Origin of the sequence: Pantoea sp. NSTU24, from assembly GCF_050157905.1 — a bacterium.
Taxonomy (GTDB): Bacteria; Pseudomonadota; Gammaproteobacteria; order Enterobacterales; family Enterobacteriaceae; genus Pantoea.
Genome location: NZ_JBKIWZ010000001.1, coordinates 1,083,458 through 1,107,292, shown reverse-complemented (window position 1 = coordinate 1,107,292; position 23,835 = coordinate 1,083,458). Strand labels below are relative to the sequence as shown.

The window sequence follows — 23,835 nt, the reverse complement described above, 5'->3', positions numbered from 1 at the left end:
ACGTGCAGAAGTATTTAACAGAAGCGCGTCAATTGCTGGCCCTTGCGATTCCTGTCATCCTGGCTCAGGTGGCTCAGACCGCAATGGGATTTGTGGATACCATTATGGCCGGCGCAGTCAGCGCCACGGATATGGCCGCCGTCGCTGTCGGCACCTCTGTCTGGCTCCCGGCCATCCTGTTTGGTCATGGTCTTCTGCTTGCATTGACGCCCACCGTTGCGCAACTCAACGGCTCAGGCCGCCGCGAACGCATCGCTGAACAGATCCGCCAGGGATACTGGCTCGCCTTTTTTGTCTCCGTACTGATTATGGTACTGCTGTGGCATGCCGGTTATCTGATCCGCGCAATGCATGACATCGATCCGCAACTGGCGCTGAAGGCCGAAGGCTACCTGCATGCCCTGCTGTTTGGCGCACCGGGTTACCTTTTCTTTCAGGTTTTGCGTAACCAGTGTGAAGGGCTGTCGAAGACCAAACCCGGCATGGTGCTGGGCTTCCTGGGACTGATGTTTAATATCCCGCTGAACTATATCTTTATCTATGGCCATTTCGGCATGCCCGCGCTGGGCGGCGTCGGCTGCGGTGTCGCGACGGCGTCGGTCTACTGGGTGATGTTTATCTGCATGCGCTTCTGGATGCGGCGGATGGGCAGCATGCGCGACATCCAAATGGCGAGCCGCTGGTCGCCGCCGTCGCGGGTGATCCTGGGTCGCCTGTTCGCGCTGGGCTTGCCGGTGGCCCTGGCGCTGTTTTTCGAAGTCACGCTGTTTGCAGTTGTTGCCCTGCTGGTTTCGCCGCTGGGTATTGTTAACGTGGCGGGCCACCAGATTGCGCTGAACTTCAGTTCGCTGATGTTTGTCATGCCGCTCTCGCTGGGTGTCGCAACCACCATCCGCGTCGGCTATCGTCTGGGCCAGGGCTCCACCGAGCAGGCACGGGTGGCCGCCTGGACTGCGCAGGGCGTGGGAATCAGCATGGCGGCGCTGACGGCGCTCTTTACCGTGACGTTCCGTCACCAGATTGCCCTGCTCTACAATGATAATCCGGAAGTGGTGACGCTGGCCGCGCAGCTGATGCTGCTGGCCGCAATCTATCAGTTCTCCGATTCAATACAGGTTATCGGCAGCGGCATCCTGCGTGGTTATAAAGATACGCGGTCTATCTTCTTTATCACCTTTATCGCCTACTGGCTGCTGGGACTGCCCGCAGGCTATCTGCTGGCGCTGACTGACTGGCTGGTGCCGCGAATGGGACCGGCAGGTTTCTGGTGCGGCTTTATTATTGGTCTGACTTCTGCGGCAATAATGATGCTCTGGCGCATCAGGCGGTTACAGCAATCCCCTGCCGACGTTATTCTGGCGCGCGCCGCACGCTAATCGTCTTTATGCGGGCCATTTATGGTCCGCAATGACCAAAAAAACGACGGTTAGCACAGTTGCTGCGCAGTCGTGGCGAAAATACGATTTTCCCCTTGCCAGCCTTACACGCTGCCGTTAATATTCGTCCCCGCTGTCGCCCTGACAGCATGTTGCGCTCTTAGCTCAGTTGGTTAGAGCACCACCTTGACATGGTGGGGGTCGATGGTTCGAGTCCATTAGAGCGCACCAAGTGCGTCCGTAGCTCAGTTGGTTAGAGCACCACCTTGACATGGTGGGGGTCGGTGGTTCGAGTCCACTCGGACGCACCAATATTCAGTATGCGCTCTTAGCTCAGTTGGTTAGAGCACCACCTTGACATGGTGGGGGTCGATGGTTCGAGTCCATTAGAGCGCACCACTTTCAGATATTCCTCAGTTTGCGCAACTTGCCTGTTTTTGATCTGCATCGTTTCCCTTTACTGCTTTTTGATTGGTTTTCGTATACTTAGCGACTATACTGTGCCGCGTTGCTTACTTGAAAGGTTTCAGCGATCACGTGCTTACTGCGATAACTCAAATGATTTGCGCAACAACAGCGTGGTGGTTACCAACCGTAACCGCACAACTTCCCTGCACGCCTGGCCTTCGTCACCTATTCTTACTCAGTACTACCCATTTCAGTCTCAATCAGAATTTTCACTTCGATGCACTGCCATCGGATTCCGCCCTTATTCATCCATCACAACTTACAGATAATCCGTCATGAAAAAGACTAAAATCGTTTGTACAATCGGCCCGAAAACCGAATCCGAAGAGATGCTGACTCAACTGCTTGACGCTGGCATGAACGTTATGCGTCTCAACTTCTCTCACGGTGACTATGCTGAGCATGGTCAGCGCATTGCAAATATGCGTGCTGTAATGCAAAAGACCGGTCATCAGGCCGCGATTCTGCTGGATACTAAAGGTCCTGAAATCCGCACCATGAAGCTGGAAGGCGGCAACGATGCGTCGCTGAAAGCGGGTCAGACATTTACCTTTACCACCGACCAGAGCGTCATTGGTAACAGCGAGCGCGTCGCCGTCACCTACCCGGGCTTCACAGCTGACCTGAAAATCGGTAACACCGTACTGGTCGACGATGGCCTGATCGGGATGGAAGTGACAGAAGTCACCGAAAACACCGTGGTCTGCAAAGTCCTGAACAATGGCGACCTGGGCGAAAACAAAGGTGTCAACCTGCCAGGCGTTTCTATCCAGCTGCCTGCGCTGGCGGAAAAAGATAAGCGTGACCTGATTTTTGGCTGCGAACAGGGTGTGGATTTTGTTGCCGCCTCCTTCATCCGTAAACGTTCAGACGTACTGGAAATCCGCGAACATCTGAAACAGCATGGCGGCGAGCATATCCAGATCATCTCTAAAATTGAAAACCAGGAAGGCCTGAACAACTTCGACGAAATTCTCGAAGCTTCGGACGGCATCATGGTTGCGCGTGGCGACCTGGGTGTGGAAATCCCGGTAGAAGAAGTGATTTTCGCGCAGAAGATGATGATCAAAAAGTGTAATAAAGCCCGCAAAGTGGTCATCACCGCGACCCAGATGCTGGACTCAATGATTAAAAACCCGCGCCCTACCCGTGCAGAAGCCGGTGACGTGGCCAACGCCATCCTCGACGGCACCGATGCCGTTATGCTGTCAGGTGAGAGCGCCAAGGGCCGTTATCCGCTGGAGGCGGTTACCATCATGGCGACCATCTGTGAGCGTACCGATCGTGTGATGAAGTCCCGCATCGACAGCGAGAACGATACCCGCAAGCTGCGTATTACCGAAGCCGTCTGCCGTGGTGCAGTAGAAACGGCGGAAAAACTGGAAGCGCCACTGATTGTAGTGGCAACGGAAGGCGGTAAGTCTGCAAAAGCCGTACGTAAATATTTCCCGAACGCCACCATCCTGGCACTGACCACTAACCAGACCACGGCACGTCAGCTGATCCTGAGCAAAGGCATTGAGACGCGTCTGGTGACTGAAATCGCCTCTACTGATGATTTCTATCGTCTGGGCAAAGAAGCGGCTCTGGAAAGCGGTTACGGTCAGAAAGGCGATGTCGTGGTACTGGTCTCAGGTGCATTAGTACCAAGCGGAACTACCAACACCGCCTCTGTTCACGTCCTGTAAATCCGGCATTAGCTTTTATTTAGAGGCGCCTTTAACGGGCGCTTTTTTTATTTTCTCTTAAACCAGATACCGGAAAATTCCAATAGAAAATAACTATTCAAATACTCTTAATATTAAGGTTAATCCGATTAAATCTCTCTGTTTTCGCTAAATTTTTTTATCATATTCTGGGATCCGCTGCTTCTTTGAGCGAACGATCAAATTTAAGCATGTTCTCATCAAAAATTTATTCTCAACTTAAAAAGCTTTGTGTAATACTTGTAACGCTACATGGAGATTAACTCAATCTAGAGGGTATAAATAATGAATCGTACTAAACTGGTACTGGGCGCGGTAGTTCTGGCTTCAACTATGCTGGCTGGTTGCTCAAGCAACGCTAAAATCGATCAGCTGTCTTCAGACGTTCAGACTCTGAACGCAAAAGTTGACCAGCTGAGCAACGACGTGAACGCAGTGCGTTCAGACGTTCAGGCTGCTAAAGACGACGCAGCTCGCGCTAACCAGCGTCTGGACAACCAGGCTCACTCTTACCGTAAGTAAGAGTTCTGGTTTAAAAATGGCGCCTTTATGGCGCCATTTTTTTTGCCCTGCATTATGCGCCCTTTCGGGTACGCTCAGGGTCATCAGGGCTGAACGGTTTTCCCTTCTGTCTGTGCACCCGGCGTCTCCGCCTCTTCAGCGCTTCTCTGCAGGCCCACAGGCGGCACAGTATCACTCTCTATCGGCTCACCGCTGCTGACCAGCACCGGCATTCCTGAGCGGCGTGCCAGACTGGCTTTAATCAGCGCACTGTCACTCTTCCCGCTTTTCAGGAACTGCTTCATATCACTGCTGAGAGCAAGTGGCATCGTCTGTGGATCATCGTTGTCACTGCGTGAGAGGGGCTGATGCACCTCCACATAGCGTTTGCCATCCGGCTCAATCGCATACTTCACTGGCTGATTGATGATCTGCACCCGTGTTCCTTTCGGCACGGCATTAAACAGCGCCTCAATATCCTCTGAACGCAGGCGAATACAGCCTGAGCTGACGCGCATCCCGATACCAAACTTCGCATTAGTACCGTGAATCAGATACTGTCCGGTGCCCCGGGCCAGACGCATGGCAAACTGCCCCATCGGATTATCCGGACCGGCCGGGACGACGCCAGGCAGCGTAATGCCCTCTTTCGCGTAGCGCTTACGGATATTAGGGGTGGGTGTCCAGGTGGGGTTGGGGATTTTCTGGCTGATGTGGGTCACCATCACAGGTGTGGCCGCGCCCAGCTGACCAATCCCGATAGGATAGACGATGACCTTGTCTTCACCTTTGGGATAATAGTAGAGCCGCAGTTCGGCCAGATTGACCACAATGCCTTCACGCGGCGTATCCGGCAGAATCATCTGCAGCGGCACCGTCAGTTGCGAGCCCGCTTTGGGCAGCCAGGGATCGGTGCCCGGATTGGCTTCCAGCATTCCCAGCAGGCCGACCTGGTAACGTGCGGCAATCGCTTCAAGGGGCTGTTTGTCATCAGGAACCTGAGTCAGGACGTTTTCGCCAATCAGGCGACTGTCAGGCGGCGGCAGCGGATATTCCGTGGCGAAGACGGGTGCAGAGAGCCCAGAAAAGGTCAGCAGCAATGCACCGGCTAAACGTAAAGCAGGTTTCATGCAATTTTCTCGTCAGATAAAAAAACAGACGCCGGATGGCGTCTGTGAAGTGTAACTTAGCTGAGGTTCTGAGCGGTATGGCGAATAGACCGAATCATCGCCTCCAGCCCCTGCGACCGGGTGGGCGTCAGGTGCTGCATCAGCGCCAGCTCGCCAAACCAGTGACGGACATCCAGCGCCAGAATGTCGGCAGGTGGCAGGTTTTGATAGAGGCTGAAAACGATAGCAATCAGTCCCTTAACGATAGCGGCGTCGCTGTCACCTTCGAAAGCAATGGAACCATCCGCCTGCGGCGTCATACGGATCCACACCTGACTCTGACAGCCCGAAATCGCGTTCTCCGGCTGGTGTAAGGTTTCAGACGATTCCGGAAGCTTAGCGCCCAGTTCAATGATGTAGAGATACTTCTCTTCCCAGTTGGCGCAGCGATTGAAGTTGCGAACCAGTTTCTCTTTGTCAGGCAAATTCGCCATCAGTTACTCCGTTAAAACTGTTCAGCCGCCCAGCAGACGATGAATGCGCGTCAGACCGGCAGCCAGACGATCCACTTCTTCTTCACTGTTATAGAAAGTGAAGGAAGCCCGGCACATGGCTGGCACGTTGTAATGCTGCATCAGCGGCATCGCACAGTGATGTCCGGTGCGGATGGCAATGCCGTACTGATCCAGGAAACTGCCAACGTCATAGGCGTGATGTTTGCCAAGGTTAAAAGCGATTACGCCTGCGCGTGACTGCGGACCGTAGATCTGAATATCCGGAACCGTGCCCAGCTTATCCAGCGCGTAGTTCATCAGCGCCGTTTCGCGCTGATGGATCGTATCCAGCCCCAGCGCCTGCACATAGGCCATTGCCGCGCCAAAGCCAATGATGCCACCCGTGTTGGGCGTGCCCGCTTCAAAACGCCATGGTGCACTGTTCCAGCTGGTGCCTGTGGGCAGTACGACGCGATCGATCATCGATCCGCCCCCTTCCCACGGTGGCATTTCATCCAGCAACGCTTTGCGGCCGTAGAGAATCCCCACCCCGTTGGGACCATAGAGCTTGTGGCTGGAGAAGACGTAAAAGTCGCAGCCAATATCCTGCACATCCACCCGGTCATGCATGACCGCCTGAGCGCCGTCCACCAGCGTGATCACGCCAGCGGCTTTTGCCTGCGCGACGATCGCTTTTACCGGGTTAACGGTGCCAAGCACGTTAGAGACATGCGTTACGGCCAGTAACCGCGTGCGACTGTCAATCAGCCCCGCCAGCTGCTCCAGCGCCAGCTCACCGTTATCGTTCAGCGGCAGAACACGCACCTCGACGCCATTGCGCGCCGCCAGCATCTGCCACGGCACGATATTAGCGTGGTGCTCCATCTCAGTGATGATCAGGTTATCGCCCGCCTGGAGGTTGCTGCTGCCCCAGGTGTTCGCCACCAGATTGATGCCTTCGGTGGTTCCTTTAACGAAAACGATCTCTTCCTGCGACGCAGCATTAATAAAACGGGCAGCCTGATCGCGCACGTTTTCCATGTCGCTGGTCGCCTGCTGGCTCAGCGTATGGATACCACGATGCACGGCCGCGTAGCCGTGCTGATAGAAATGACTCTCGGCGTTTATCACGGCGAGTGGACGCTGTGCGCTGGCCGCACTGTCAAGATAGGCCAGCGGATGACCGTTGACCTCACGCTGCAGGACAGGAAAGTCCGCCCTGATGCGTTCGAGATCGAAGTTCATCATACGTCGCCTCCAGGAAAACGTTGCGCGATACGCTGCAGCACGGCCTGACGGATCACCTCATCTTCCAGGGTTTCGGTCAGCTCCGCGGCAAACGCGTGGATAATCATGGTCTGTGCCGCATCCTGCTCAATCCCGCGTGAACGCAGGTAGAACATCTGCTCGTCGTCAATACGACCGATGGTGGCACCATGGCTGCACTTCACATCATCCGCATAGATTTCCAGCTGCGGTTTGGTGTCGACTTCAGAGAGTTTGCCCAGCAACAGGTTATTGTTGGTCATCTGCCCGTCGGTTTTCAGCGCATGCTGGGCCACTTTAATATGGCCGTTAAACACCGCACGCCCTTTGTCACGCACGATAGTTTTATGCATCTGACGGCTGACACAGTGGCCCTTGTTGTGCTCCAGGTAAGTACGGGTATCCGCCACTTCCTGTTTCACCGGCAGCACCAGGCTGTTAATGGCCAGCGTGCTGTTTTCGCCGTTCAGCTGCGTGCTGCTGTTGTGACGCGACAGACCGGCACCCAGCAGGAAGCTGGTGCTGCTAACCTGACCATCATTGCCAATCACCAGATCGTTGTGCGCAAAGTGATAGCTGGTGCTGCTTTCGAAAGCCAGTTTGGTGTGCGTCAGCTTCGCGTTGTCGCCAACCGCAAAGGTGAAGCGTGCGCCAGTAAAGTGGGCATGCTCACCCAGCGAAACATAATGCTCAATCACTTCAGCTTCTGCGCTCTCTTCGAGCTGCAGATGATGACGATAATGCACCGTGTTCATGCTGTCCGGCTTGCCGCTGGTGATATGCAGCAGGTAGACCGGACGCGCCGCGGATTTACCGCGCGCCAGGCGCAGGGTCGTGACCGCTTCCGCCAGACTTTCTGTCAGATGCAGGAATACCTCAGGCTGAACCGCAGCAGGCAGCGGATGGCGAGCAGCGGCCGCACTGTGCTGAATCTCAAACAGTTCGCTGTCGCGGCTGCTGAAATCAGGCTGGAACTGGCCGTCCACGAACACCAGCCGGATCGCGTCCAGCGGCAGCGCCAGCGCGTCAACCTGCTCTGCGCTCAGCGTCTGAGGCGCATCAGGCAGTACGAACTGCTGAGACAGCAGCGTGTCCAGCGGCGTGTATTTCCAGTTTTCATGCTTGCGGGTCGGCAGACCCACGCGCATCAATTGCTGCCAGTGCTGCTGAGCCTGCAGAGAGCGTTTGTCGCCACGCGACTCAAACAGGTGATGCCACTGCTGCAGCGCAGAATCACTCTTCGTCGGTAAGCCAGCCATAACCTTGCTCCTCCAGCTGTTTCACCAGCGAGAAGTCGCCAGATTTCACGATTTTGCCCTGATACAGAACATGAACGAAGTCTGGCTTGATGTAGTCCAGAATACGCTGGTAGTGGGTCACGATGATAAAGGCACGCTTCTCGTCACGCAGGCTGTTAACGCCGTTAGCAACGATTTTCAGCGCATCGATATCCAGACCGGAATCGGTTTCATCCAGAATGCAGAGATCCGGCTCCAGCGCCGCCATCTGCAGGATGTCGTTACGCTTCTTCTCACCGCCGGAGAAGCCGACGTTAACGGAGCGGGTCAGCAGATCTTCCGGCATCTTCAGCAGCTGAATTTTTTCTTCGATGAAGTCCTGGAAGTCGAAGCGATCCAGCTCATCCTGCTGACGATATTTACGCACCGCGTTGACGGAGGTCTGCAGGAAGAACTGGTTGCTGACGCCCGGGATTTCGACCGGATACTGGAAGGCCATAAAGACCCCCTCACCGGCACGCTCTTCAGGTGCCAGCTCCAGCAGATCTTTGCCTTTGAACATGACGGATCCGCCGGTGATTTCATAATCTTCACGGCCAGCCAGCGTCGCGGACAACGTACTCTTACCCGAACCGTTCGGGCCCATGATGGCATGAACTTCGCCCGGTTTAATTTCGAGATTCAGGCCACGCAGAATGGCTTTATCTTCAACACTGACCTGTAAATCTTTAATGCTTAACATACTTATTCCTTCACATTGCTTCCGGCAAGGCGTGTGACGGCATCAGCCCACACTGTGCTCAAGGCTGATAGCTAACAATTTCTGGGCTTCCACGGCAAATTCCAGTGGCAGTTCCGAGAAGACGTCTTTACAGAAGCCGTTCACGATCATTGAGATCGCATCTTCTTCACTGATACCGCGCTGCAGACAGTAGAACATCTGATCTTCGCCGATACGGGATGTCGTGGCTTCGTGCTCAAGCTGGGCGGTATTGTTGCGGGTCTCCACATACGGGAAAGTATGTGCGCCACAGTCAGGACCGATCAGCATTGAGTCACACTGCGTAAAGTTACGGGCGTTGGTGGCGCTCGGCATGATTTTTACCAGACCACGGTAGGTGTTCTGGCTTTTACCGGCAGAAATTCCTTTGGAGATGATGGTCGAACGGGTGTTTTTCCCGATGTGGATCATCTTGGTGCCGGTATCGGCCTGCTGACGACCGCTGGTCAGCGCCACGGAGTAGAATTCGCCAACCGAATGGTCACCGCGCAGAATACAGCTCGGGTATTTCCAGGTGATGGCGGAGCCGGTTTCAGACTGCGTCCAGGACATCTTGCTGTGGTCACCTTCACACAGCGCACGCTTGGTCACGAAGTTAAGGATACCGCCCTCGCCTTCGCCGCCCGGGAACCAGTTCTGAACGGTAGAATATTTTACTTCCGCATTTTTGTGGATGATCACTTCCACCACGGCAGCATGCAGCTGATAGGAGTCACGCACCGGGGCTGAACAGCCCTCAATGTAGCTGACATAGCTGTCTTCGTCGGCGATCAGGATGGTACGCTCGAACTGACCGGTTTTCGCCGCGTTGATGCGGAAATAGGTCGACAGCTCCATCGGACAACGTACCCCTTTCGGGATGTAGACGAAGGTGCCGTCAGACGCGACCGCCGAGTTCAGCGCCGCGAAGAAGTTATCGTTGGCCGGAACCACAGTGCCAAGATACTGCTTCACCAGCTCCGGGTGCTCCTGAATCGCTTCGCCGAACGAACAGAAGATAATCCCCTGTTCTGCCAGCTTGCCACGGTAAGTAGTGGCCACCGAAACGGAGTCAAAAATCGCGTCGACCGCCACTTCACGCCCTTCACGAACGGGCACGCCCAGCTGGTTAAAGGCGTTTTCCACTTCCTGCGTCAGGTAGTCGCTGGCTGGCGCGCTGCCGGAAGCCTGGGTGACACCTGGCTCGGAGGCGCAGCTGTCATCACAGTTACCGCAGGAGGGCGCGGAATAGTAACTGTAATCCTGGTAATCGAGTTTTTCGTAGTGCGCTTTCAGCCAGTGTGGCTCTTCCATTTCCAGCCAGGCATGAAAGGCCTTAAGACGAAAATCCAGCATCCACTCTGGCTCGTTACGCTTGGCCGAGATCGCCCGCACCACATCTTCGTTGATGCCATTGGCAAATTCTTCGGTTTGCAGTTGGGTAAAGAAGCCCTCTTTGTAGTTGAGCTTACCTTCCCAGATTTGTACATCGTCAGATGCTTCGCTGTGTCGTGACATATTTCACTTACTCGACGCCAAAGCTCTCACCGCACCCGCAGGCGTGCTGAGCTTTAGGGTTATTGAATTTAAAAATCTGATTCAGGCCTTCGCGAACGTAGTCCAGCTCGGTGCCATCAACAAACGGCATCGCCTGAAGCGGCACAAACAGTGTTGCGCCGTGGAATGAGAACTGCAGATCGTCTTCGACGGGTTCTTTCACTAAATCCATCACGTAGCCGAAACCGGCACAGCCGGATTGTTTTACGCTCAGCCGCAGACCCTTGACATCAGGGTCCTGAGCGGCCAGATTAAGAATTTGTTGCGCTGCGGTTTCAGTCAGCGTCAGCCCTTTCCAGACGAAGTCGTCAGGGGAGAAAGAGTCTGTGTTAACAGATGCCATGTTGATACCTCTTGAGTCAGGACCTTTTCAGGCTATCCCACTATGGTAGTGATCTGACCAATCACTTCAACCTCTTGTTTTGCAGGGATAATCATCTTGTGCTGTTTTATTTGCCTGAATATTAAGCATAGCTGCTTCAGCCCACCCTGTGGCAGGAGAATCAGCCTCAATAAGTCAGTGCTAACCTATTAATAAACCACTCTTTTTAAAATAAGCACTTTTACTAAAAATCCTTATTGATAGGTTACGCCTTTCTGCGATGTAAATAGATTGTTATTCCCGATTATACCGACAGGCAGGGTAAATCGATAAATTTTTCTGACCACCCGTTGCAATCCGCCCCTGAATTAATATGATAATTATTATCATTCACATTCAGGGTGAAGCCATGATGCGTTCCGTCTCTGCCTGGCTGCAACATCAAATCGATGAATATCACTTCTCACTGCGGGATATCTCCGTCGACTTTTATATGGCGCAGGCAAAGCTTGAACGGGCCGACTGCACGATCCATCAGCTACGTCAGTTTAACGATGCCTGTCAGGATATGGCAGAAATCTGCCAGTTGAACGGTGACGATCAGAGCTACCTGCACACGCTCGGTAAATTGCACTATCGTCTGGTTCAGGAGATAGGGAATCCGGATCGCGATCGCCTGTTTCGCCTTCAGGCCTGGCAACTGGCGCGCCTCTCCCTGACCCGCCTCTGCCATCAGCTGGCTCTCGTCGGAGAGTGGAACAAAGCCACCGAACTGCAAAGTGATTTTGTCCGTCACGCAGGTGGAATATTCTAATCCAGCGACTACGTGACGTCGCGCACAATTTTTTACATCAGTGCTAACAGGGCCTGAAGTGGATGGCGCATGCCGTTGCCTTCCACGCGGCTGACCTGGCTGCGGCAGGAGTAGCCGGTGGCCAGACAGCGCTGGCGCGGCAGCCGCTGAAGCTGTGGATGCCAGGAGAGCGCATAGATGCCCAGCGAGTTTTCAAGGTTTTTCGTCTCGTGACCATACGTGCCTGCCATGCCGCAGCAGCCCACATTGATGTTCTCCAGCTTCGCGCCAAAACGGGCAAAGATCCCCTGCCACTGTGCGGGCGTCGATGGCAGCGCAGTGACTTCGGTGCAGTGGGCAAACAGATACCAGGGCTCGCCGCTGGTGGTCTGTATCTCTCGATCGCCCAGTGCGTGCTGCAGCCATTCATGCACCAGCAGCACCGTAAAATCACCGCGCGCGTCGCCCAGCGTCTGGCGATACTCGTCGCGATAGCAGAGCACCGTGGCCGGATCCACGCCGACCATCGGCAGCGCCAGTTTAGCTACCCGATTGAGGAAATCAGCCGTGCGGGTCGCCGTACGGGCAAACCGTTGCAGGAAGCCTTTCACATGCTGCGCTTTACCATTCGGTGAGAACGGCAGCAGAACCGGACGGAAGCCGAGCTTTTCGATCAGGCGGATAAAATCGTTCACCAGCTGCGCCTCATAAAAACTGGTGAAGGGATCCTGCACGACCAGCACATAACCAGCGCGTTCACTGGCTGGCATCGCCTCCAGCTGTTCCAGCGTCATGTTCATAGCGGGATGACCGCTCAGCTGCTGCTTCAGATCAGGCACGGAGAGCAGCGGCAGATCGACCATGCCAATATGCGTTTTACTCAACTCTTTGACCCACGGCTGGCGCAGGAAGAAGTTAAATACTTTCGGTGCCTTCGCCATTAACGGCGCGTAGCTTTCCACGGCTGCAACCAGGTGGTCGCTGGCGGGTCGCAGATAGCGGGTGTGATAGAGCTGTAAGAAGCGCGAGCGGAAAGCCGGCACATCTATCTTAATCGGGCACTGGGTTGAACAGGCTTTACAGGCCAGACAGCCCGACATTGCCTCTTTCACCTCATGGGAGAAATCATACTCCCCTTTGCTGGCGTGCCAGCTGTTGCGGGTCCGGGCGATGAGCGCGCGCAGGGAGAGACGGCTTTCCGGTAACTGCTTCTCCAGCAGGAGCGGATCGACGCCCTGCCCGGCCAGCAGCCTCAGCCACTCCCGCGTCAGCGTTGCCCGGCCTTTAGGCGAATGAATGCGGTTGCGGGTAATTTTCATGGAGGGGCACATCGGACTGCGGGCATCGAAATTAAAGCATAAGCCATTGCCGTTACACTCCATCGCGCGACGCCACGCATCCCGCACCGTTAACGGAATCTGCCGGTCATAGGTTCCGCGCGTCACGGCATCGACCTGCATCATCTCGTCGTGGCTCTCAATTGGCGTACAGATTTTACCGGGATTGAGGCGATTAAACGGATCGAAGGCGGCTTTAATACGTCGCAGTTCGTTGAACAGGGTTTCACCAAAGAAGGCCGGGCTGTACTGGGCGCGAAACCCTTTGCCATGCTCGCCCCAGAGCAGACCGCCGTAACGGGCCGTCAGCGCCACCACTTCGTCGGAGATCTGCTTCATCATCATCTCCTGCTGCGGATCGCACATATCCAGCGCCGGGCGCACATGCAGCACCCCGGCATCGACATGGCCGAACATACCGTAGCTCAGGCCGTGGCTGTCGAGCAGTGCGCGAAACTCTACGATGTAGTCCGCCAGTTTCTCCGGCGGCACGGCGGTATCCTCGACAAACGGAATCGGCTTTGCCCGGCCCCTGGCATTGCCGAGCAGCCCTACCGCTTTTTTCCGCATGTTATAGATACGCTCAATGCCCGCCAGGTCATTACAGAGCTGATAGCCAATTACGCCACCCTCCTGCTGCGCCATCAGCGTTTCAAGACGGGTACACAACGCGTCGATTTGTTGTTCGATCAGCGCAGCGTTATCACCGGCAAACTCCACGATGTTAAGTCCCAGCATCTCTTTGTCGGGCACGTCTGCGATCAGTTCGCGTACCGAATGCCAGACAATATCTTCACGCGCCAGGTTTAAAACTTTTGAGTCGACCGTTTCGACCGACAGCGCCTGTGCTTCCACCATAAAAGGTGCATTGCGTAGCGCGGAGTCAAAGGAGTCATACTTGATATTGACCAGCCGTCGCACCTTCGGCAAGGGGGTGATATCCAGTCGCGCTTCCGTCACAAACGCCAGCGTACCCTCGGCGCCACATAACAGGCGGGTCAGGTCAAAGGTCTGCATATCGTCACTGAAGACGTGGCGAAGGTCATAGCCAGTCAGGAACCGGTTAAGCTTTGGAAACTTCTCCAGAATCAGCGCACGCTGTTCGCGGCAGCGCGTCAGAACCTGCTGGTAGATCCGCCCTTCCGGTGTGGCCGTCTGCGCCAGGGTTTCCGCCAGCGCCGTCGCCATCGGTCGGGTATCGAGAATGTCGCCGCCCAGCAGCACGGCGCGCAGGCCCAGCACATGATCTGAGGTTTTGCCGTAGACCAGCGACCCCTGACCCGACGCGTCGGTATTGATCATGCCGCCCAGCGTTGCACGGTTACTGGTCGATAACTCCGGCGAAAAGAAAAAACCGAATGGCTTAAGCCAGGCATTCAGCTGGTCCTTGATCACCCCCGCCTCAACCCGCACCCATCCTTCATCTGTATTGATTTCCAGGATGCGGTTCATGTAACGGGACATATCCACCACAATGCCCTGGTTCAGCGACTGACCGTTGGTGCCTGTGCCGCCGCCGCGCGGGGTAAACACCAGGCTGGCAAAACGGGCTTCACCAGCCACACGGGCCAGCAGCGCCACATCCGCTGTAGAGCGCGGGAACAGGGCCGCATCGGGCAGCAGCTGATAAATACTGTTATCGGTGGAGAGTGAGAGACGATCGGCATAGCTGGTTGCCATGTCGCCGGTGAAACCCTGCTCTTTTAGCGACTCAAGGAACGTCAGCACCAGTTGAACGAGGCCCGGTGCCTGCGAAATCTGTGGGATCATGATTGTCTGACCGAAGGTGTTGTAAACGTTTGCGTTTATGCGTTAGCGATTTCCCGTTTTATCATATTTTTTCTGCGCCTGCCGTTTTTTCAGAAAAGCCAAAAAGCTTTTCCGCGACGCTGTTTAATCCCCGGCAAATAGCTCATGATGAAAACAGGCATCTGAATGTCTGAAAATGAAGGATTAAAACGAGGTTATGAGTCAATGATGAAAAGCCAGTACCGGGATATGGATCTACCGCAAATACTCTTCACCCTGATGTTCATTCTGCTGTTAATCGTCGCCTGCTTATGGGTCGTTCAGCCCTTTATTCTGGGCTTCGCCTGGGCCAGCATGGTGGTTATTGCTACCTGGCCGCTGATGCTGAAATTTCAGCGACTGCTGTGGGGCCGCCGCTCTCTGGCGGTCATTGTGATGACGCTGCTGTTACTGCTGCTGTTTATCATTCCTATCGCCTTGCTGGTCAGCAGCCTGATTGATAACAGCGCGCCGGTCATCGCCTGGGTGACGCAGGGACATACGATGCCTCAGCTACTGTGGCTCAACGATGTGCCGATGGTCGGTGAAAAAATCTACGCCAGTTATGACAGGCTGGTGGCGAGCGGTGGCGCTGGCGTCATGGCCAAGATTCAGCCCTATATCGGGCGCACAACCGGCTTTTTTGTCGCGCAGGCCGGTCATTTCGGACGCTTTATGATTCATCTGGGCGTGATGCTGCTGTTTAGCGTGTTGCTCTACTGGCGTGGCGAACAGGCGGCTCAGGGCATCCGCCACTTTGCTTTCCGCATGGCGGGACGACGCGGTGATGCCGCCGTGTTGCTGGCGGCACAGTCCATTCGCGCCGTGGCGCTGGGCGTGGTGGTAACGGCGCTGGTGCAGGGCGTGCTGGGCGGTATCGGTCTGGCACTTTCCGGCATTCCTTACGCCACGCTGCTGACCGTACTGATGATTCTGTGCTGCCTGGTGCAGATTGGACCGCTGCTGGTGCTGGTTCCGGCCATCATCTATCTCTACTGGAGCGGGGACACCACCTGGGGAACCGTACTGCTGGTCTGGAGTTGCGTGGTCGGTACGCTGGATAACGTCCTGCGCCCGATGCTGATCCGCATGGGTGCCGACCTGCCGATGATCCTCATCCTCTCTGGTGTAATTGGGGGACTCTTTGCTTTCGGCATGATTGGTCTGTTTATCGGGCCCGTGGTACTGGCCGTTTCCTATCGTCTGGTGTCCGTCTGGGTACATGAGGCACCTGCGCCAGAGGACGACCCGCAGGTGGTGGCGGAAGCACTGGCCGATCATGAGGGAAGCCCGCCCACCGTGTGATCCACAGTGTTCATCCGCAATAATGTCCCCACCCGTTATATTGATTAGTGCGGTTAATGATGATTGACCGCACTGCATCCCGCCTGCCAGATAAAAGATGACTTTCATTAGCTTTTTTTAAGAAAAAAGCCATTTCTGAGCTAAAAACCCCCTTTTCGGGTCAAAAAAGATTATTTTCTGAACTGTTTCTTACGCCAAATGGCGCAGTAAAGGTGAGAAAATATTATGGGCTTTAAACTAATAAGAGGATTCTTAAAGACTCAGGCCAGCAGTGTGAATAACATGCTTACTATGTTCTGAATCAAACGATTGATTTGCAGACCACCTTATTCCCCCTGAGTAGAGTAAAGAATTGCTGTGTGTAGTCTTTGCCCATCCCCTGTGATGGGCTTTTTTTGTCTGAACCTGACCGGACAGACATAAAAAAGGCCCGCAGTGCGGGCCTCTCTGACGACGATGTTACCGGCGTCAGGTTCGATTCATCTGCGCCAGGCTCACCCAGGTTTCCACCACGGTGTCCGGGTTCAGTGACAGGCTGTCAATTCCCTCCTGCATCAGCCACGCGGCAAAGTCCTGATGGTCCGACGGGCCCTGGCCACAGATACCCACATATTTTCCCTGCTGCTTCGCCGCCCGAATCGCCATGGACAGCAGCGCTTTCACCGCCTCGTTGCGCTCGTCAAACAGTGCGGAGACCACGCCAGAGTCACGGTCCAGCCCCAGCGTCAGCTGCGTCATGTCGTTCGAGCCGATAGAGAAGCCATCAAAATGCTGCAGGAACTGTTCAGCCAGCAGCGCATTTGAGGGGATTTCGCACATCATGATGATTTTTAATCCGTTCTCACCGCGCTTCAGCCCCTGACGCGCCAGCTCTTCCACCACGGCCTGCGCCTGGTCGACGGTACGGACAAACGGCACCATGATCTCAACGTTAGTCAGGCCCATCTCGTTACGAACGCGTTTTACCGCCTCACACTCCAGCGCAAAGCAGTCGCGGAAGCTATCCGCCACATAACGTCCCGCGCCGCGGAATCCCAGCATCGGGTTCTCTTCTTCCGGCTCGTAACGTTCGCCACCGACCAGGTTGGCATATTCATTCGTTTTAAAGTCGGAAAGTCGGACAATTACGCGTTTCGGCGCAAATGCCGCGCCAAGCGTGGCAATTCCCTCAGTCAGCCGCGCGATGTAAAACTCCACCGGATCATCAAATCCTTTCATCATTTTGCGGATTTGCTGCTGCAGTTCCGGTGTCTGCTGATTGAACTCCAGCAGGGCTTTCGGGTGAACGCCAATCATACGATTGATGATAAATTCCAGCCGCGCCAGTCCCACGCCTTCATTAGGCAGACAGGCAAAATCAAAGGCGCGGTCGGGGTTGCCGACATTCATCATGATCTTCAGCGGCAGCTCAGGCAGCGAATCGACCTGCGAACTGGTGACGTCGAAGTCGAGCAGCTGATCGTAGACATAGCCGGTATCCCCCTCGGCGCAGGAGACGGTAACCTGATGGCCCTCTTTTAGCCGGTCGGTGGCGTCGCCGCAGCCTACCACCGCCGGAATGCCCAGCTCACGCGCGATGATCGCTGCATGGCAGGTGCGTCCGCCACGGTTGGTCACGATCGCTGAGGCCTTTTTCATGATGGGCTCCCAGTCCGGGTCGGTCATGTCGGTAACCAGCACATCCCCTTTCTCAATCCGGTTCATTTCGCTGATGTCATGGATCACCTTCACCACACCAGCCCCGATACGGTGACCAATGGCCCGGCCTTCTGCAACCACGCTGCCCTGTCCCTGCAGCGTATAACGCTCCATGACCTGCCCATTGGAGCGAACGGTTTCAGGTCGTGCCTGAACAATAAACAGCTTGCCCGTGTGGCCATCCTTGGCCCACTCGATATCCATTGGCCGCTGATAGTGCTGCTCAATCAGGACCGCCTGCTTTGCCAGCGCCTGGACTTCTTCATCACTCAGGCAGAAGCGGTCGCGTTCGGCCTCCGGTACATCTTCAATCTGCACCTGCTCACCGTGCGCCCGGGAGTCGGCATAGACCATGCGGACCTTTTTCGAACCCATATTACGCCGCACAATCGATGGCCGGCTGGCAGCCAGCGTCGGCTTATGTACGTAGAATTCGTCCGGATTCACTGCGCCCTGCACCACCATTTCGCCCAGCCCCAGCGCCGCAGTAATAAAGACCACCTGATCGAAGCCGGACTCCGTATCAATCGTGAACATGACGCCAGACGCAGCCAGATCCGATCGCACCATGCGCTGAATACCGGCCGAGAGCGCCACGCCACGATGGTCATAACCCTGATGCACCCGATAAGAGATGGCACGATCGTTAAACAGTGAGGCGAAAACATGCTTAACCGCGACCATCACGGCGTCGATGCCCTGCACATTCAGAAAGGTCTCCTGCTGTCCGGCAAAGGAGGCATCGGGCATATCTTCTGCGGTTGCCGAGGAGCGGACAGCAAAAGAGGCGTCAGCGTCGTCTGCCGAAAGCTGCTGATAGGCGTCCAGAATGGCGGACTCCAGCGCCGGAAGAAAGGGCGTTTCAACGACCCACTGACGAATCTGCCGGCCCGCTTTAGCCAGCGCATCCACATCATCAATATCCGTCTCATCCAGCAGCGCATAGATGCGCTGGTTCAGCCCACTCTGATCGAGGAACAGGTTAAACGCGTACGATGTGGTCGCAAAACCATTGGGCACGGAAACCCCCAGCGACGACAGGTTAGTAATCATTTCACCCAGAGAAGCGTTTTTGCCTCCCACCCGGTCAACATCATGCATGCCAAGCTGGTTATACCAGAGCACAAGTGGCTGTTCGCCTGTAGTGGACATTGATCTTATCCTTTATCAGTTATTGATGAAGTGAGACAGGGAGTAATCGGTTTTCAGCCTGGCATATTGCCCCCGCGATAACGATCTGTTGAATCGTTAAAGCAGAATTTCAGCTGCAGTTTCAGAATTCTAAGCGTTTTAATTTGCCGTTGCGCAACATCGCCGGTTTTTTCTAATGCACTGAAAATTAAGGATATCGTGTTTTCATGGTTCCCTTCACCCTCTGTTTTGTTGCGCAACAAAGGCGTGGGTCTTTCCAGCTGATAAAAGACAAAACCGGCGGCGGGCGGGTGAGACCTCCTCGGCGGCAAAGAGATCATTAGTCCGGAAATTCCGATTAGCCTTACAGAAATAAACATCCGGGATGATTTATTTCCTGGCATGGCTCATGCTGATGGCTCATTCGTATTCAGAGCAGATGATTATGACAACTGACAGAAGCGTTTTTTATATCTCTGATGGCACCGCCATAACGGCGGAAGTATTGGGCCACGCCGTGCTGTCGCAGTTTCCGGTTAACATCACCAGCCTGACGCTGCCGTTTGTTGAGAATGTCCAGCGGGCGCTGGCGGTAAAAGCGCAGATTAATGCGCTTTATCAGCAGAGCGGTGTCCGCCCGCTGGTGTTTTTCTCCATCGTGACACCGGAAGTGCGCGACATCATTGTTCAGAGTGAAGGCTTTTGTCAGGACATTGTGCAGGCGCTGGTCGCCCCGCTGCAGCAGGAGCTGGGCTTATCCCCCGCGCCGGTGGCACACCGTACCCACGGGCTGGATGCCAGTAATCTGGGGAAATATGATGCCCGTATTGCGGCAATTGACTATGCCCTGGCCCACGATGATGGCATCTCGCTGCGCGGCCTGGAGGATGCACAGGTAATTTTGCTGGGCGTTTCACGCTGCGGCAAAACCCCCACCAGCCTCTATCTGGCGATGCAGTTCGGTATCCGCGCCGCCAACTACCCTTTTATTGCCGACGATATGGATAACCTGAAGCTGCCGCCTGCGCTGCGCGCCCATCAGAACAAACTTTTCGGACTGACTATCGATCCGGAACGGCTGGCGGCGATACGTCAGGAGCGAGCGGAAAATACCCGTTACGCCTCAATGCGCCAGTGCCGGCTGGAAGTGGGTGAAGTCGAAGCGCTGTTCCGCACCCATCAGATCCGCTACCTCAACAGCACCAACTACTCGGTGGAGGAGATTGCCACCAAAATTCTCGATATCATGGGTCTGACCCGCCGCATGTATTAACGGTCTAAAGAAGCAGGCCCGGTAATGTGGCGTGGCCGCAGGTTTTGATTTGATTATGCATTCCCGGGTTGAATTCGCAGGCTGATGGTTTATTGTGACTCTCATCACTTCCCGGTATTTCACCGCTGCGAAGAACTGTTTCTGAGACACTCATGAATAAAACCGATGAATTGCGTACCGCACGCATTGATAGCCTGATTACGCCTGCCAGCCTGGCAGACGCGCACCCCGTCTCCGCCGCCATTGCTGACAATGTTACGGCGGCCCGCGGCCGTATTGCACGCATTCTGACCGGTGAAGATCCCCGCTTGCTGGTGGTCATTGGCCCCTGCTCGCTGCACGATCCGAAAGCGGCACTGGAATACGCTGAGCGCCTGAACGTCCTGCGTGACCGCTATGCGGATCGGCTGGAGATTGTGATGCGCGCTTACTTTGAGAAGCCACGCACCGTGGTCGGCTGGAAAGGTCTGATTTCCGATCCGGACCTGGATGGCAGTTATGATGTGAACCGGGGCATCGGCATTGCCCGCAAGCTATTGATAGACATCAACGCGCTGGGCCTGCCCACCGCCACCGAATTCCTGGATATGGTGATCGGCCAGTTTATTGCGGATCTGATTAGCTGGGGCGCCATTGGCGCACGCACCACGGAAAGCCAGATCCACCGTGAAATGGCATCGGCGCTCTCCTGCCCGGTCGGTTTTAAAAATGGCACCGATGGCAATGTTCGCATTGCCGTGGATGCCATTCGCGCCGCGCGCGCCAGCCACATGTTTCTTTCGCCCGATAAGCGGGGTCAGATGACGATCTATCAGACCAGCGGTAATCCCCATGGTCACGTTATCCTGCGCGGCGGCAAACAGCCCAACTATCACGCCAGCGACGTGGCGGCGGCGGTGGAGAGCCTGTCGGCCTTTAACCTGCCACCACAGCTGGTGATCGACTTCAGCCACGGCAACTGCCTGAAACAGCATCGTCGCCAGATGGATGTCGCGGCCGATGTCGCAGAGCAGATCAGATCAGGCTCGCGCGCCGTAGCGGGCGTAATGATTGAAAGCTTCCTGCAGGAGGGTAATCAGCAAGTGGTCAGCGGCCAGCCGCTGGTGTATGGCCAGTCGATCACCGATCCCTGCCTCGGCTGGCAGGAGAGCGAAAGCGTGCTCGCGCTGCTGGCCGGGGCGGTTTCTCATCGTCTCTGACGCATTATCAGCTGGAGCAGCTCACCTCTAAGGTTTTGCCCCATTCGGGCGGCCGCTGACGATACTCAGTGGCCGCCAGATCGCTGAAGGGGTCCTGCAGCGCCTGGTGCAGCCGTGCCAGTGCCCCCTGCTCACCCCGCTCGGCCTCTTCAATCGCCTGCTGTGCCAGATAATTGCGCAGAATCACCGCCGGGTTCGCGGCTTTCATCACGGCCTGCCGTTCCGCATCGCTGATCTGCTCGTCCAGCAGACGGCGGCGATATCCCTCATACCAGCGGTCAAACGCCTCACGATCGATAAACTCATCCCGCAGCGGTGAGCGGCTTTCTGCCTGCTGCGTCTCGCTCAGTAGCCTGAACGTCAGCGTGTAATCGCTGTGCTCCCGGGTCATCAACGCCAGCAGATCGGTCAGAATCTGATTGTCATTGCTCTGTGGCGTCAGTAAGCCGAGCTTCGCCCGCATCCGTTCGCCCCAGACCCGCATCAGCTCCGGTTCATAGGCGCTCAGTGCCGCCCGCAGCTGCTCGGTAGTCAGCAGACCCGACAACGCATGCGCGAGACGGTTGAGATTCCACAGGCCGATCATCGGCTGATTTTCAAAACTGTAGCGGCCCTGATAGTCGCTGTGGTTGCAGATAAAGTCGGGCTGATAGTCATCCAGAAAACCAAAGGGACCATAGTCGATGGTCAGGCCGAGGATAGACATATTATCGGTGTTCATCACCCCATGCGCGAAACCGACGCTCTGCCATAGCGCAATCAGCCGCGCCGTGCGCAGCACAATGTCGGTAAACCACTGCTGATAGCGATCGGCTTCCTCTGTCAGATGCGGCCAGTGGTGGCGAATAGCATAGTCAGCCAGCTGCTGCACTTTCTCCTGCTGCTGACCGTAAAAGACGTGTTCGAAATGGCCGAACCGCAGATGGCTCGGCGAGATGCGCATCAGCATCGCCCCGCGTTCGGGGGCTTCGCGGTAGACCGGCTCGTCACCAATGGACAGCGTGAGCGCGCGGGTGGTCGGAATGCCCAGGTGATGCAGCGCTTCCGACGCCAGAAACTCGCGTACGCTGGAGCGGATGACCGCCCGGCCGTCGCCCATGCGGGAGTAAGGCGTCAGGCCCGCGCCTTTGAGATGCCAGTCCAGTTTGCTGCCATCTTCGAGACGCTGCTCGCCCAGCAGGATGCCGCGCCCGTCGCCCAGCTGCCCTGCCCAGACGCCAAACTGATGGCCGCTGTAAACCTGCGCCAGCGGCTGCATGCCCGGCAGCAGAGCCGCGCCATGCCAGACGTCGTGGCCCTGGCCGCCGAACAGTGTGCTGTCCAGGCCCATCTCAGCCGCAAGCGGCGCATTGTGATAAAGCAGGCGTCCACCTGCCAGCGGCGTGGGGTTAAGTGCGGTGTAATTCCCGGCAAGCTCACGGAACCAGGTGTTATCAAAGGTGACCTTGCGTGAGGACATTGTTTCTCCCATGCGATGCTCAGCGTTACTCAGGTTAGTCCCTTAGTGTAACGCCGATAGCCGGGATTAACAGGATCTGTCAGCCAGGATGTCGGGAAGAAGGCTGCTGATTGCTGGCGCAGAGCAGCGAACGCAGCGCATCCGATTTGACGACCGGAAAGAGTGCGCCCTGGAAAACGGCGCCATTCAGCTGGCTGACTTTATCCAGCAGTACCTCGTCGTCAACGCCACAAATAATCAGCTGATCGCAGTGCGCACGGAAATTATCGATAATGCTCTGAATAAACGGCACAAAGGAGGCACGTTTGGCCAGCGAATGAATAAAGTCCTTATCCAGGCTGATGCAGCTGAATAAATTATCATAGACCGCATTTGACGGACTTTTGCCAGCACCGAAATGAGAAAGTGCTAAATTAAACTCAGTCTGCAGGCTCGCCAGCAATGCATTATTTTTTCCGAATCTGAGTTGCGGAAACGCTTCAGTAATATTCAGCAGAATGAATGGCAGCTGTTTTAATTTGCGCATCACCAGCTCGCTGGCCAGCAGCGTCCGGGCCAGGTTTTCATCAATGCGTATTAATGCGGAAACCGAATGTGCTTCGAATAATCCACGATACTGTTCCAGCATGCCGATCTGACTTTGTAGCAGGCGCAGCTGTTGCGACTCATCGAGCTGCGGCAGCAGCAGCTCCTGCGGAAGAGTAATAGGTGCACTCTCATGCACAAACTGCGTAACCAGCTCGACAGCGGTTAACCGTCCGTCAACATCACAGACAGGATAGAACCAGATTTCCGACTGATAGTCGGCCGAGAGATGAATTTTCATTTTAATGCCAGAATATGCGGCGATGGAGATATCGTATAGTAATGGTCAGTTGCAGGCAATAGTGCCAAATCCTTGAAGAGACGAACTTCTTTAGCCTTCCATTGCCGTTTGACGGCCTGCTGTAACGCTTAAGCCAAATATTGATGATAAAAGTCTACTTATTAATGGAATTAACGCCGCGTCTGTTATGCCTAATAAAACCCAGACGCAATAACTGTCATTTAAAATA

19 protein-coding genes and 3 tRNA genes are annotated in these 23,835 nt (G+C 55.4%); 10 read left to right on the top strand and 12 right to left on the bottom strand.

What is annotated here, in order from left to right:
* The first annotated feature begins 2 nt into the window (after positions 1 to 2).
* The 6 genes from ACLHDD_RS05455 (at position 3) to ACLHDD_RS05430 (ending at position 4,072) form a co-directional block, all read left to right on the top strand.
* Complete coding sequence (locus ACLHDD_RS05455) at positions 3 to 1,376, top strand: MATE family efflux transporter (protein ID WP_427103262.1); 1,374 nt, start codon at positions 3 to 5, stop codon at positions 1,374 to 1,376.
* A 154-nt stretch (positions 1,377 to 1,530) separates the two neighbouring features.
* Positions 1,531 to 1,607, top strand: a tRNA-Val gene (locus ACLHDD_RS05450).
* A 3-nt stretch (positions 1,608 to 1,610) separates the two neighbouring features.
* Positions 1,611 to 1,687, top strand: a tRNA-Val gene (locus tag ACLHDD_RS05445).
* Positions 1,688 to 1,698: 11 nt separating this feature from the next.
* Positions 1,699 to 1,775: transfer RNA gene (locus ACLHDD_RS05440), tRNA-Val, on the top strand.
* A gap of 344 nt (positions 1,776 to 2,119) precedes the next feature.
* A complete protein-coding gene (gene pykF / locus ACLHDD_RS05435; RefSeq protein WP_427103261.1) occupies positions 2,120 to 3,532 on the top strand; it encodes a pyruvate kinase PykF in 1,413 nt (470 codons plus the stop codon).
* 303 nt (positions 3,533 to 3,835) lie between these two features.
* Entirely contained in the window at positions 3,836 to 4,072 is a 237-nt protein-coding gene (locus ACLHDD_RS05430; protein WP_003853216.1) for a major outer membrane lipoprotein, read from the top strand.
* Between the two features lie 83 nt (positions 4,073 to 4,155).
* On the opposite strand, the gene ACLHDD_RS05425 is transcribed toward ACLHDD_RS05430, so the two are convergent.
* The 7 genes from ACLHDD_RS05425 to sufA are packed head-to-tail and all read right to left on the bottom strand — an operon-like array spanning position 4,156 to position 10,818.
* Positions 4,156 to 5,181 (bottom strand): L,D-transpeptidase family protein, encoded by a 1,026-nt coding sequence (locus ACLHDD_RS05425; protein WP_427103260.1) that lies wholly within the window; start codon positions 5,179 to 5,181, stop codon positions 4,156 to 4,158.
* 56 nt (positions 5,182 to 5,237) lie between these two features.
* A complete protein-coding gene (gene sufE, locus ACLHDD_RS05420; protein WP_427103259.1) occupies positions 5,238 to 5,654 on the bottom strand; it encodes a cysteine desulfuration protein SufE in 417 nt (138 codons plus the stop codon).
* A 21-nt stretch (positions 5,655 to 5,675) separates the two neighbouring features.
* Positions 5,676 to 6,899 carry a cysteine desulfurase SufS gene (sufS, locus tag ACLHDD_RS05415; RefSeq protein WP_427105174.1) on the bottom strand — a complete coding sequence of 408 codons (1,224 nt, stop codon included), beginning with the start codon at positions 6,897 to 6,899 and terminating at the stop codon, positions 5,676 to 5,678.
* Positions 6,899 to 8,179 carry a Fe-S cluster assembly protein SufD gene (gene sufD / locus ACLHDD_RS05410; RefSeq protein ID WP_427103258.1) on the bottom strand — a complete coding sequence of 427 codons (1,281 nt, stop codon included), beginning with the start codon at positions 8,177 to 8,179 and terminating at the stop codon, positions 6,899 to 6,901. Before sufD ends, sufS begins: the two co-directional genes overlap by 1 nt.
* Positions 8,154 to 8,900: a Fe-S cluster assembly ATPase SufC gene (sufC, locus tag ACLHDD_RS05405; protein ID WP_427103257.1), complete on the bottom strand. Its 747-nt coding sequence runs from the start codon at positions 8,898 to 8,900 to the stop codon at positions 8,154 to 8,156. Before sufC ends, sufD begins: the two co-directional genes overlap by 26 nt.
* 42 nt (positions 8,901 to 8,942) lie before the next feature.
* Positions 8,943 to 10,436 carry a Fe-S cluster assembly protein SufB gene (gene sufB / locus ACLHDD_RS05400; protein WP_427103256.1) on the bottom strand — a complete coding sequence of 498 codons (1,494 nt, stop codon included), beginning with the start codon at positions 10,434 to 10,436 and terminating at the stop codon, positions 8,943 to 8,945.
* Positions 10,437 to 10,443: 7 nt separating this feature from the next.
* The gene (gene sufA / locus ACLHDD_RS05395; protein WP_111139079.1) at positions 10,444 to 10,818 is read right to left on the bottom strand and encodes a Fe-S cluster assembly scaffold SufA; all 375 of its coding nucleotides are present in this window, start codon (positions 10,816 to 10,818) and stop codon (positions 10,444 to 10,446) included.
* Between the two features lie 388 nt (positions 10,819 to 11,206).
* On the opposite strand from sufA, the gene ACLHDD_RS05390 reads away from it, so the two are divergent.
* Complete coding sequence (locus ACLHDD_RS05390; RefSeq protein ID WP_427105173.1) at positions 11,207 to 11,611, top strand: hypothetical protein; 405 nt, start codon at positions 11,207 to 11,209, stop codon at positions 11,609 to 11,611.
* Between the two features lie 32 nt (positions 11,612 to 11,643).
* On the opposite strand, the gene ydiJ is transcribed toward ACLHDD_RS05390, so the two are convergent.
* Positions 11,644 to 14,697 (bottom strand): D-2-hydroxyglutarate dehydrogenase YdiJ, encoded by a 3,054-nt coding sequence (gene ydiJ, locus ACLHDD_RS05385; protein ID WP_427103255.1) that lies wholly within the window; start codon positions 14,695 to 14,697, stop codon positions 11,644 to 11,646.
* A 204-nt stretch (positions 14,698 to 14,901) separates the two neighbouring features.
* On the opposite strand from ydiJ, the gene ydiK reads away from it, so the two are divergent.
* Positions 14,902 to 16,020, top strand: a complete 1,119-nt coding sequence (gene ydiK / locus ACLHDD_RS05380) for an AI-2E family transporter YdiK (protein WP_427105172.1) — start codon at positions 14,902 to 14,904, stop codon at positions 16,018 to 16,020.
* Between the two features lie 468 nt (positions 16,021 to 16,488).
* Here ydiK and ppsA read toward each other — a convergent pair whose 3' ends face one another.
* The gene (gene ppsA / locus ACLHDD_RS05375) at positions 16,489 to 18,870 is read right to left on the bottom strand and encodes a phosphoenolpyruvate synthase (RefSeq protein WP_427103254.1); all 2,382 of its coding nucleotides are present in this window, start codon (positions 18,868 to 18,870) and stop codon (positions 16,489 to 16,491) included.
* A 53-nt stretch (positions 18,871 to 18,923) separates the two neighbouring features.
* On the bottom strand, positions 18,924 to 19,253 hold the full coding sequence (locus ACLHDD_RS05370; protein WP_427103253.1) for a hypothetical protein: 330 nt from the start codon (positions 19,251 to 19,253) through the stop codon (positions 18,924 to 18,926).
* 35 nt (positions 19,254 to 19,288) lie between these two features.
* Between ACLHDD_RS05370 and ppsR the strand changes: the two genes are divergently transcribed.
* Together ppsR and ACLHDD_RS05360 are read left to right on the top strand one after the other, a co-directional pair.
* Positions 19,289 to 20,122 carry a posphoenolpyruvate synthetase regulatory kinase/phosphorylase PpsR gene (gene ppsR, locus ACLHDD_RS05365; protein ID WP_427103252.1) on the top strand — a complete coding sequence of 278 codons (834 nt, stop codon included), beginning with the start codon at positions 19,289 to 19,291 and terminating at the stop codon, positions 20,120 to 20,122.
* Between the two features lie 152 nt (positions 20,123 to 20,274).
* The gene (locus ACLHDD_RS05360; protein ID WP_427103251.1) at positions 20,275 to 21,321 is read left to right on the top strand and encodes a 3-deoxy-7-phosphoheptulonate synthase; all 1,047 of its coding nucleotides are present in this window, start codon (positions 20,275 to 20,277) and stop codon (positions 21,319 to 21,321) included.
* Positions 21,322 to 21,328: 7 nt separating this feature from the next.
* Here the strand turns inward: ACLHDD_RS05360 and ACLHDD_RS05355 are convergent, their stop codons facing one another.
* Both ACLHDD_RS05355 and ACLHDD_RS05350 read right to left on the bottom strand, forming a co-directional pair.
* Complete coding sequence (locus tag ACLHDD_RS05355; RefSeq protein WP_427103250.1) at positions 21,329 to 22,780, bottom strand: protein adenylyltransferase SelO; 1,452 nt, start codon at positions 22,778 to 22,780, stop codon at positions 21,329 to 21,331.
* Between the two features lie 79 nt (positions 22,781 to 22,859).
* Positions 22,860 to 23,606 (bottom strand): EAL domain-containing protein, encoded by a 747-nt coding sequence (locus ACLHDD_RS05350; protein ID WP_427103249.1) that lies wholly within the window; start codon positions 23,604 to 23,606, stop codon positions 22,860 to 22,862.
* Between the last annotated feature and the right edge of the window lie 229 nt (positions 23,607 to 23,835).

Excerpts from the sequence above, each read along its gene's own strand:
- pykF (WP_427103261.1), top strand. The coding sequence starts at position 2,120 with ATGAAAAAGACTAAAATCGTTTGTACAATCGGCCCGAAAACCGAATCC.
- ACLHDD_RS05430 (WP_003853216.1), top strand. The coding sequence starts at position 3,836 with ATGAATCGTACTAAACTGGTACTGGGCGCGGTAGTTCTGGCTTCAACT.
- ACLHDD_RS05425 (WP_427103260.1), bottom strand. The coding sequence starts at position 5,181 with ATGAAACCTGCTTTACGTTTAGCCGGTGCATTGCTGCTGACCTTTTCT.
- sufE (WP_427103259.1), bottom strand. The coding sequence starts at position 5,654 with ATGGCGAATTTGCCTGACAAAGAGAAACTGGTTCGCAACTTCAATCGC.
- sufS (WP_427105174.1), bottom strand. The coding sequence starts at position 6,899 with ATGAACTTCGATCTCGAACGCATCAGGGCGGACTTTCCTGTCCTGCAG.
- sufD (WP_427103258.1), bottom strand. The coding sequence starts at position 8,179 with ATGGCTGGCTTACCGACGAAGAGTGATTCTGCGCTGCAGCAGTGGCAT.
- sufC (WP_427103257.1), bottom strand. The coding sequence starts at position 8,900 with ATGTTAAGCATTAAAGATTTACAGGTCAGTGTTGAAGATAAAGCCATT.
- sufB (WP_427103256.1), bottom strand. The coding sequence starts at position 10,436 with ATGTCACGACACAGCGAAGCATCTGACGATGTACAAATCTGGGAAGGT.
- sufA (WP_111139079.1), bottom strand. The coding sequence starts at position 10,818 with ATGGCATCTGTTAACACAGACTCTTTCTCCCCTGACGACTTCGTCTGG.
- ACLHDD_RS05390 (WP_427105173.1), top strand. The coding sequence starts at position 11,207 with ATGATGCGTTCCGTCTCTGCCTGGCTGCAACATCAAATCGATGAATAT.
- ydiJ (WP_427103255.1), bottom strand. The coding sequence starts at position 14,697 with ATGATCCCACAGATTTCGCAGGCACCGGGCCTCGTTCAACTGGTGCTG.
- ydiK (WP_427105172.1), top strand. The coding sequence starts at position 14,902 with ATGATGAAAAGCCAGTACCGGGATATGGATCTACCGCAAATACTCTTC.
- ppsA (WP_427103254.1), bottom strand. The coding sequence starts at position 18,870 with ATGTCCACTACAGGCGAACAGCCACTTGTGCTCTGGTATAACCAGCTT.
- ACLHDD_RS05370 (WP_427103253.1), bottom strand. The coding sequence starts at position 19,253 with ATGCCAGGAAATAAATCATCCCGGATGTTTATTTCTGTAAGGCTAATC.
- ppsR (WP_427103252.1), top strand. The coding sequence starts at position 19,289 with ATGATTATGACAACTGACAGAAGCGTTTTTTATATCTCTGATGGCACC.
- ACLHDD_RS05360 (WP_427103251.1), top strand. The coding sequence starts at position 20,275 with ATGAATAAAACCGATGAATTGCGTACCGCACGCATTGATAGCCTGATT.
- ACLHDD_RS05355 (WP_427103250.1), bottom strand. The coding sequence starts at position 22,780 with ATGTCCTCACGCAAGGTCACCTTTGATAACACCTGGTTCCGTGAGCTT.
- ACLHDD_RS05350 (WP_427103249.1), bottom strand. The coding sequence starts at position 23,606 with ATGAAAATTCATCTCTCGGCCGACTATCAGTCGGAAATCTGGTTCTAT.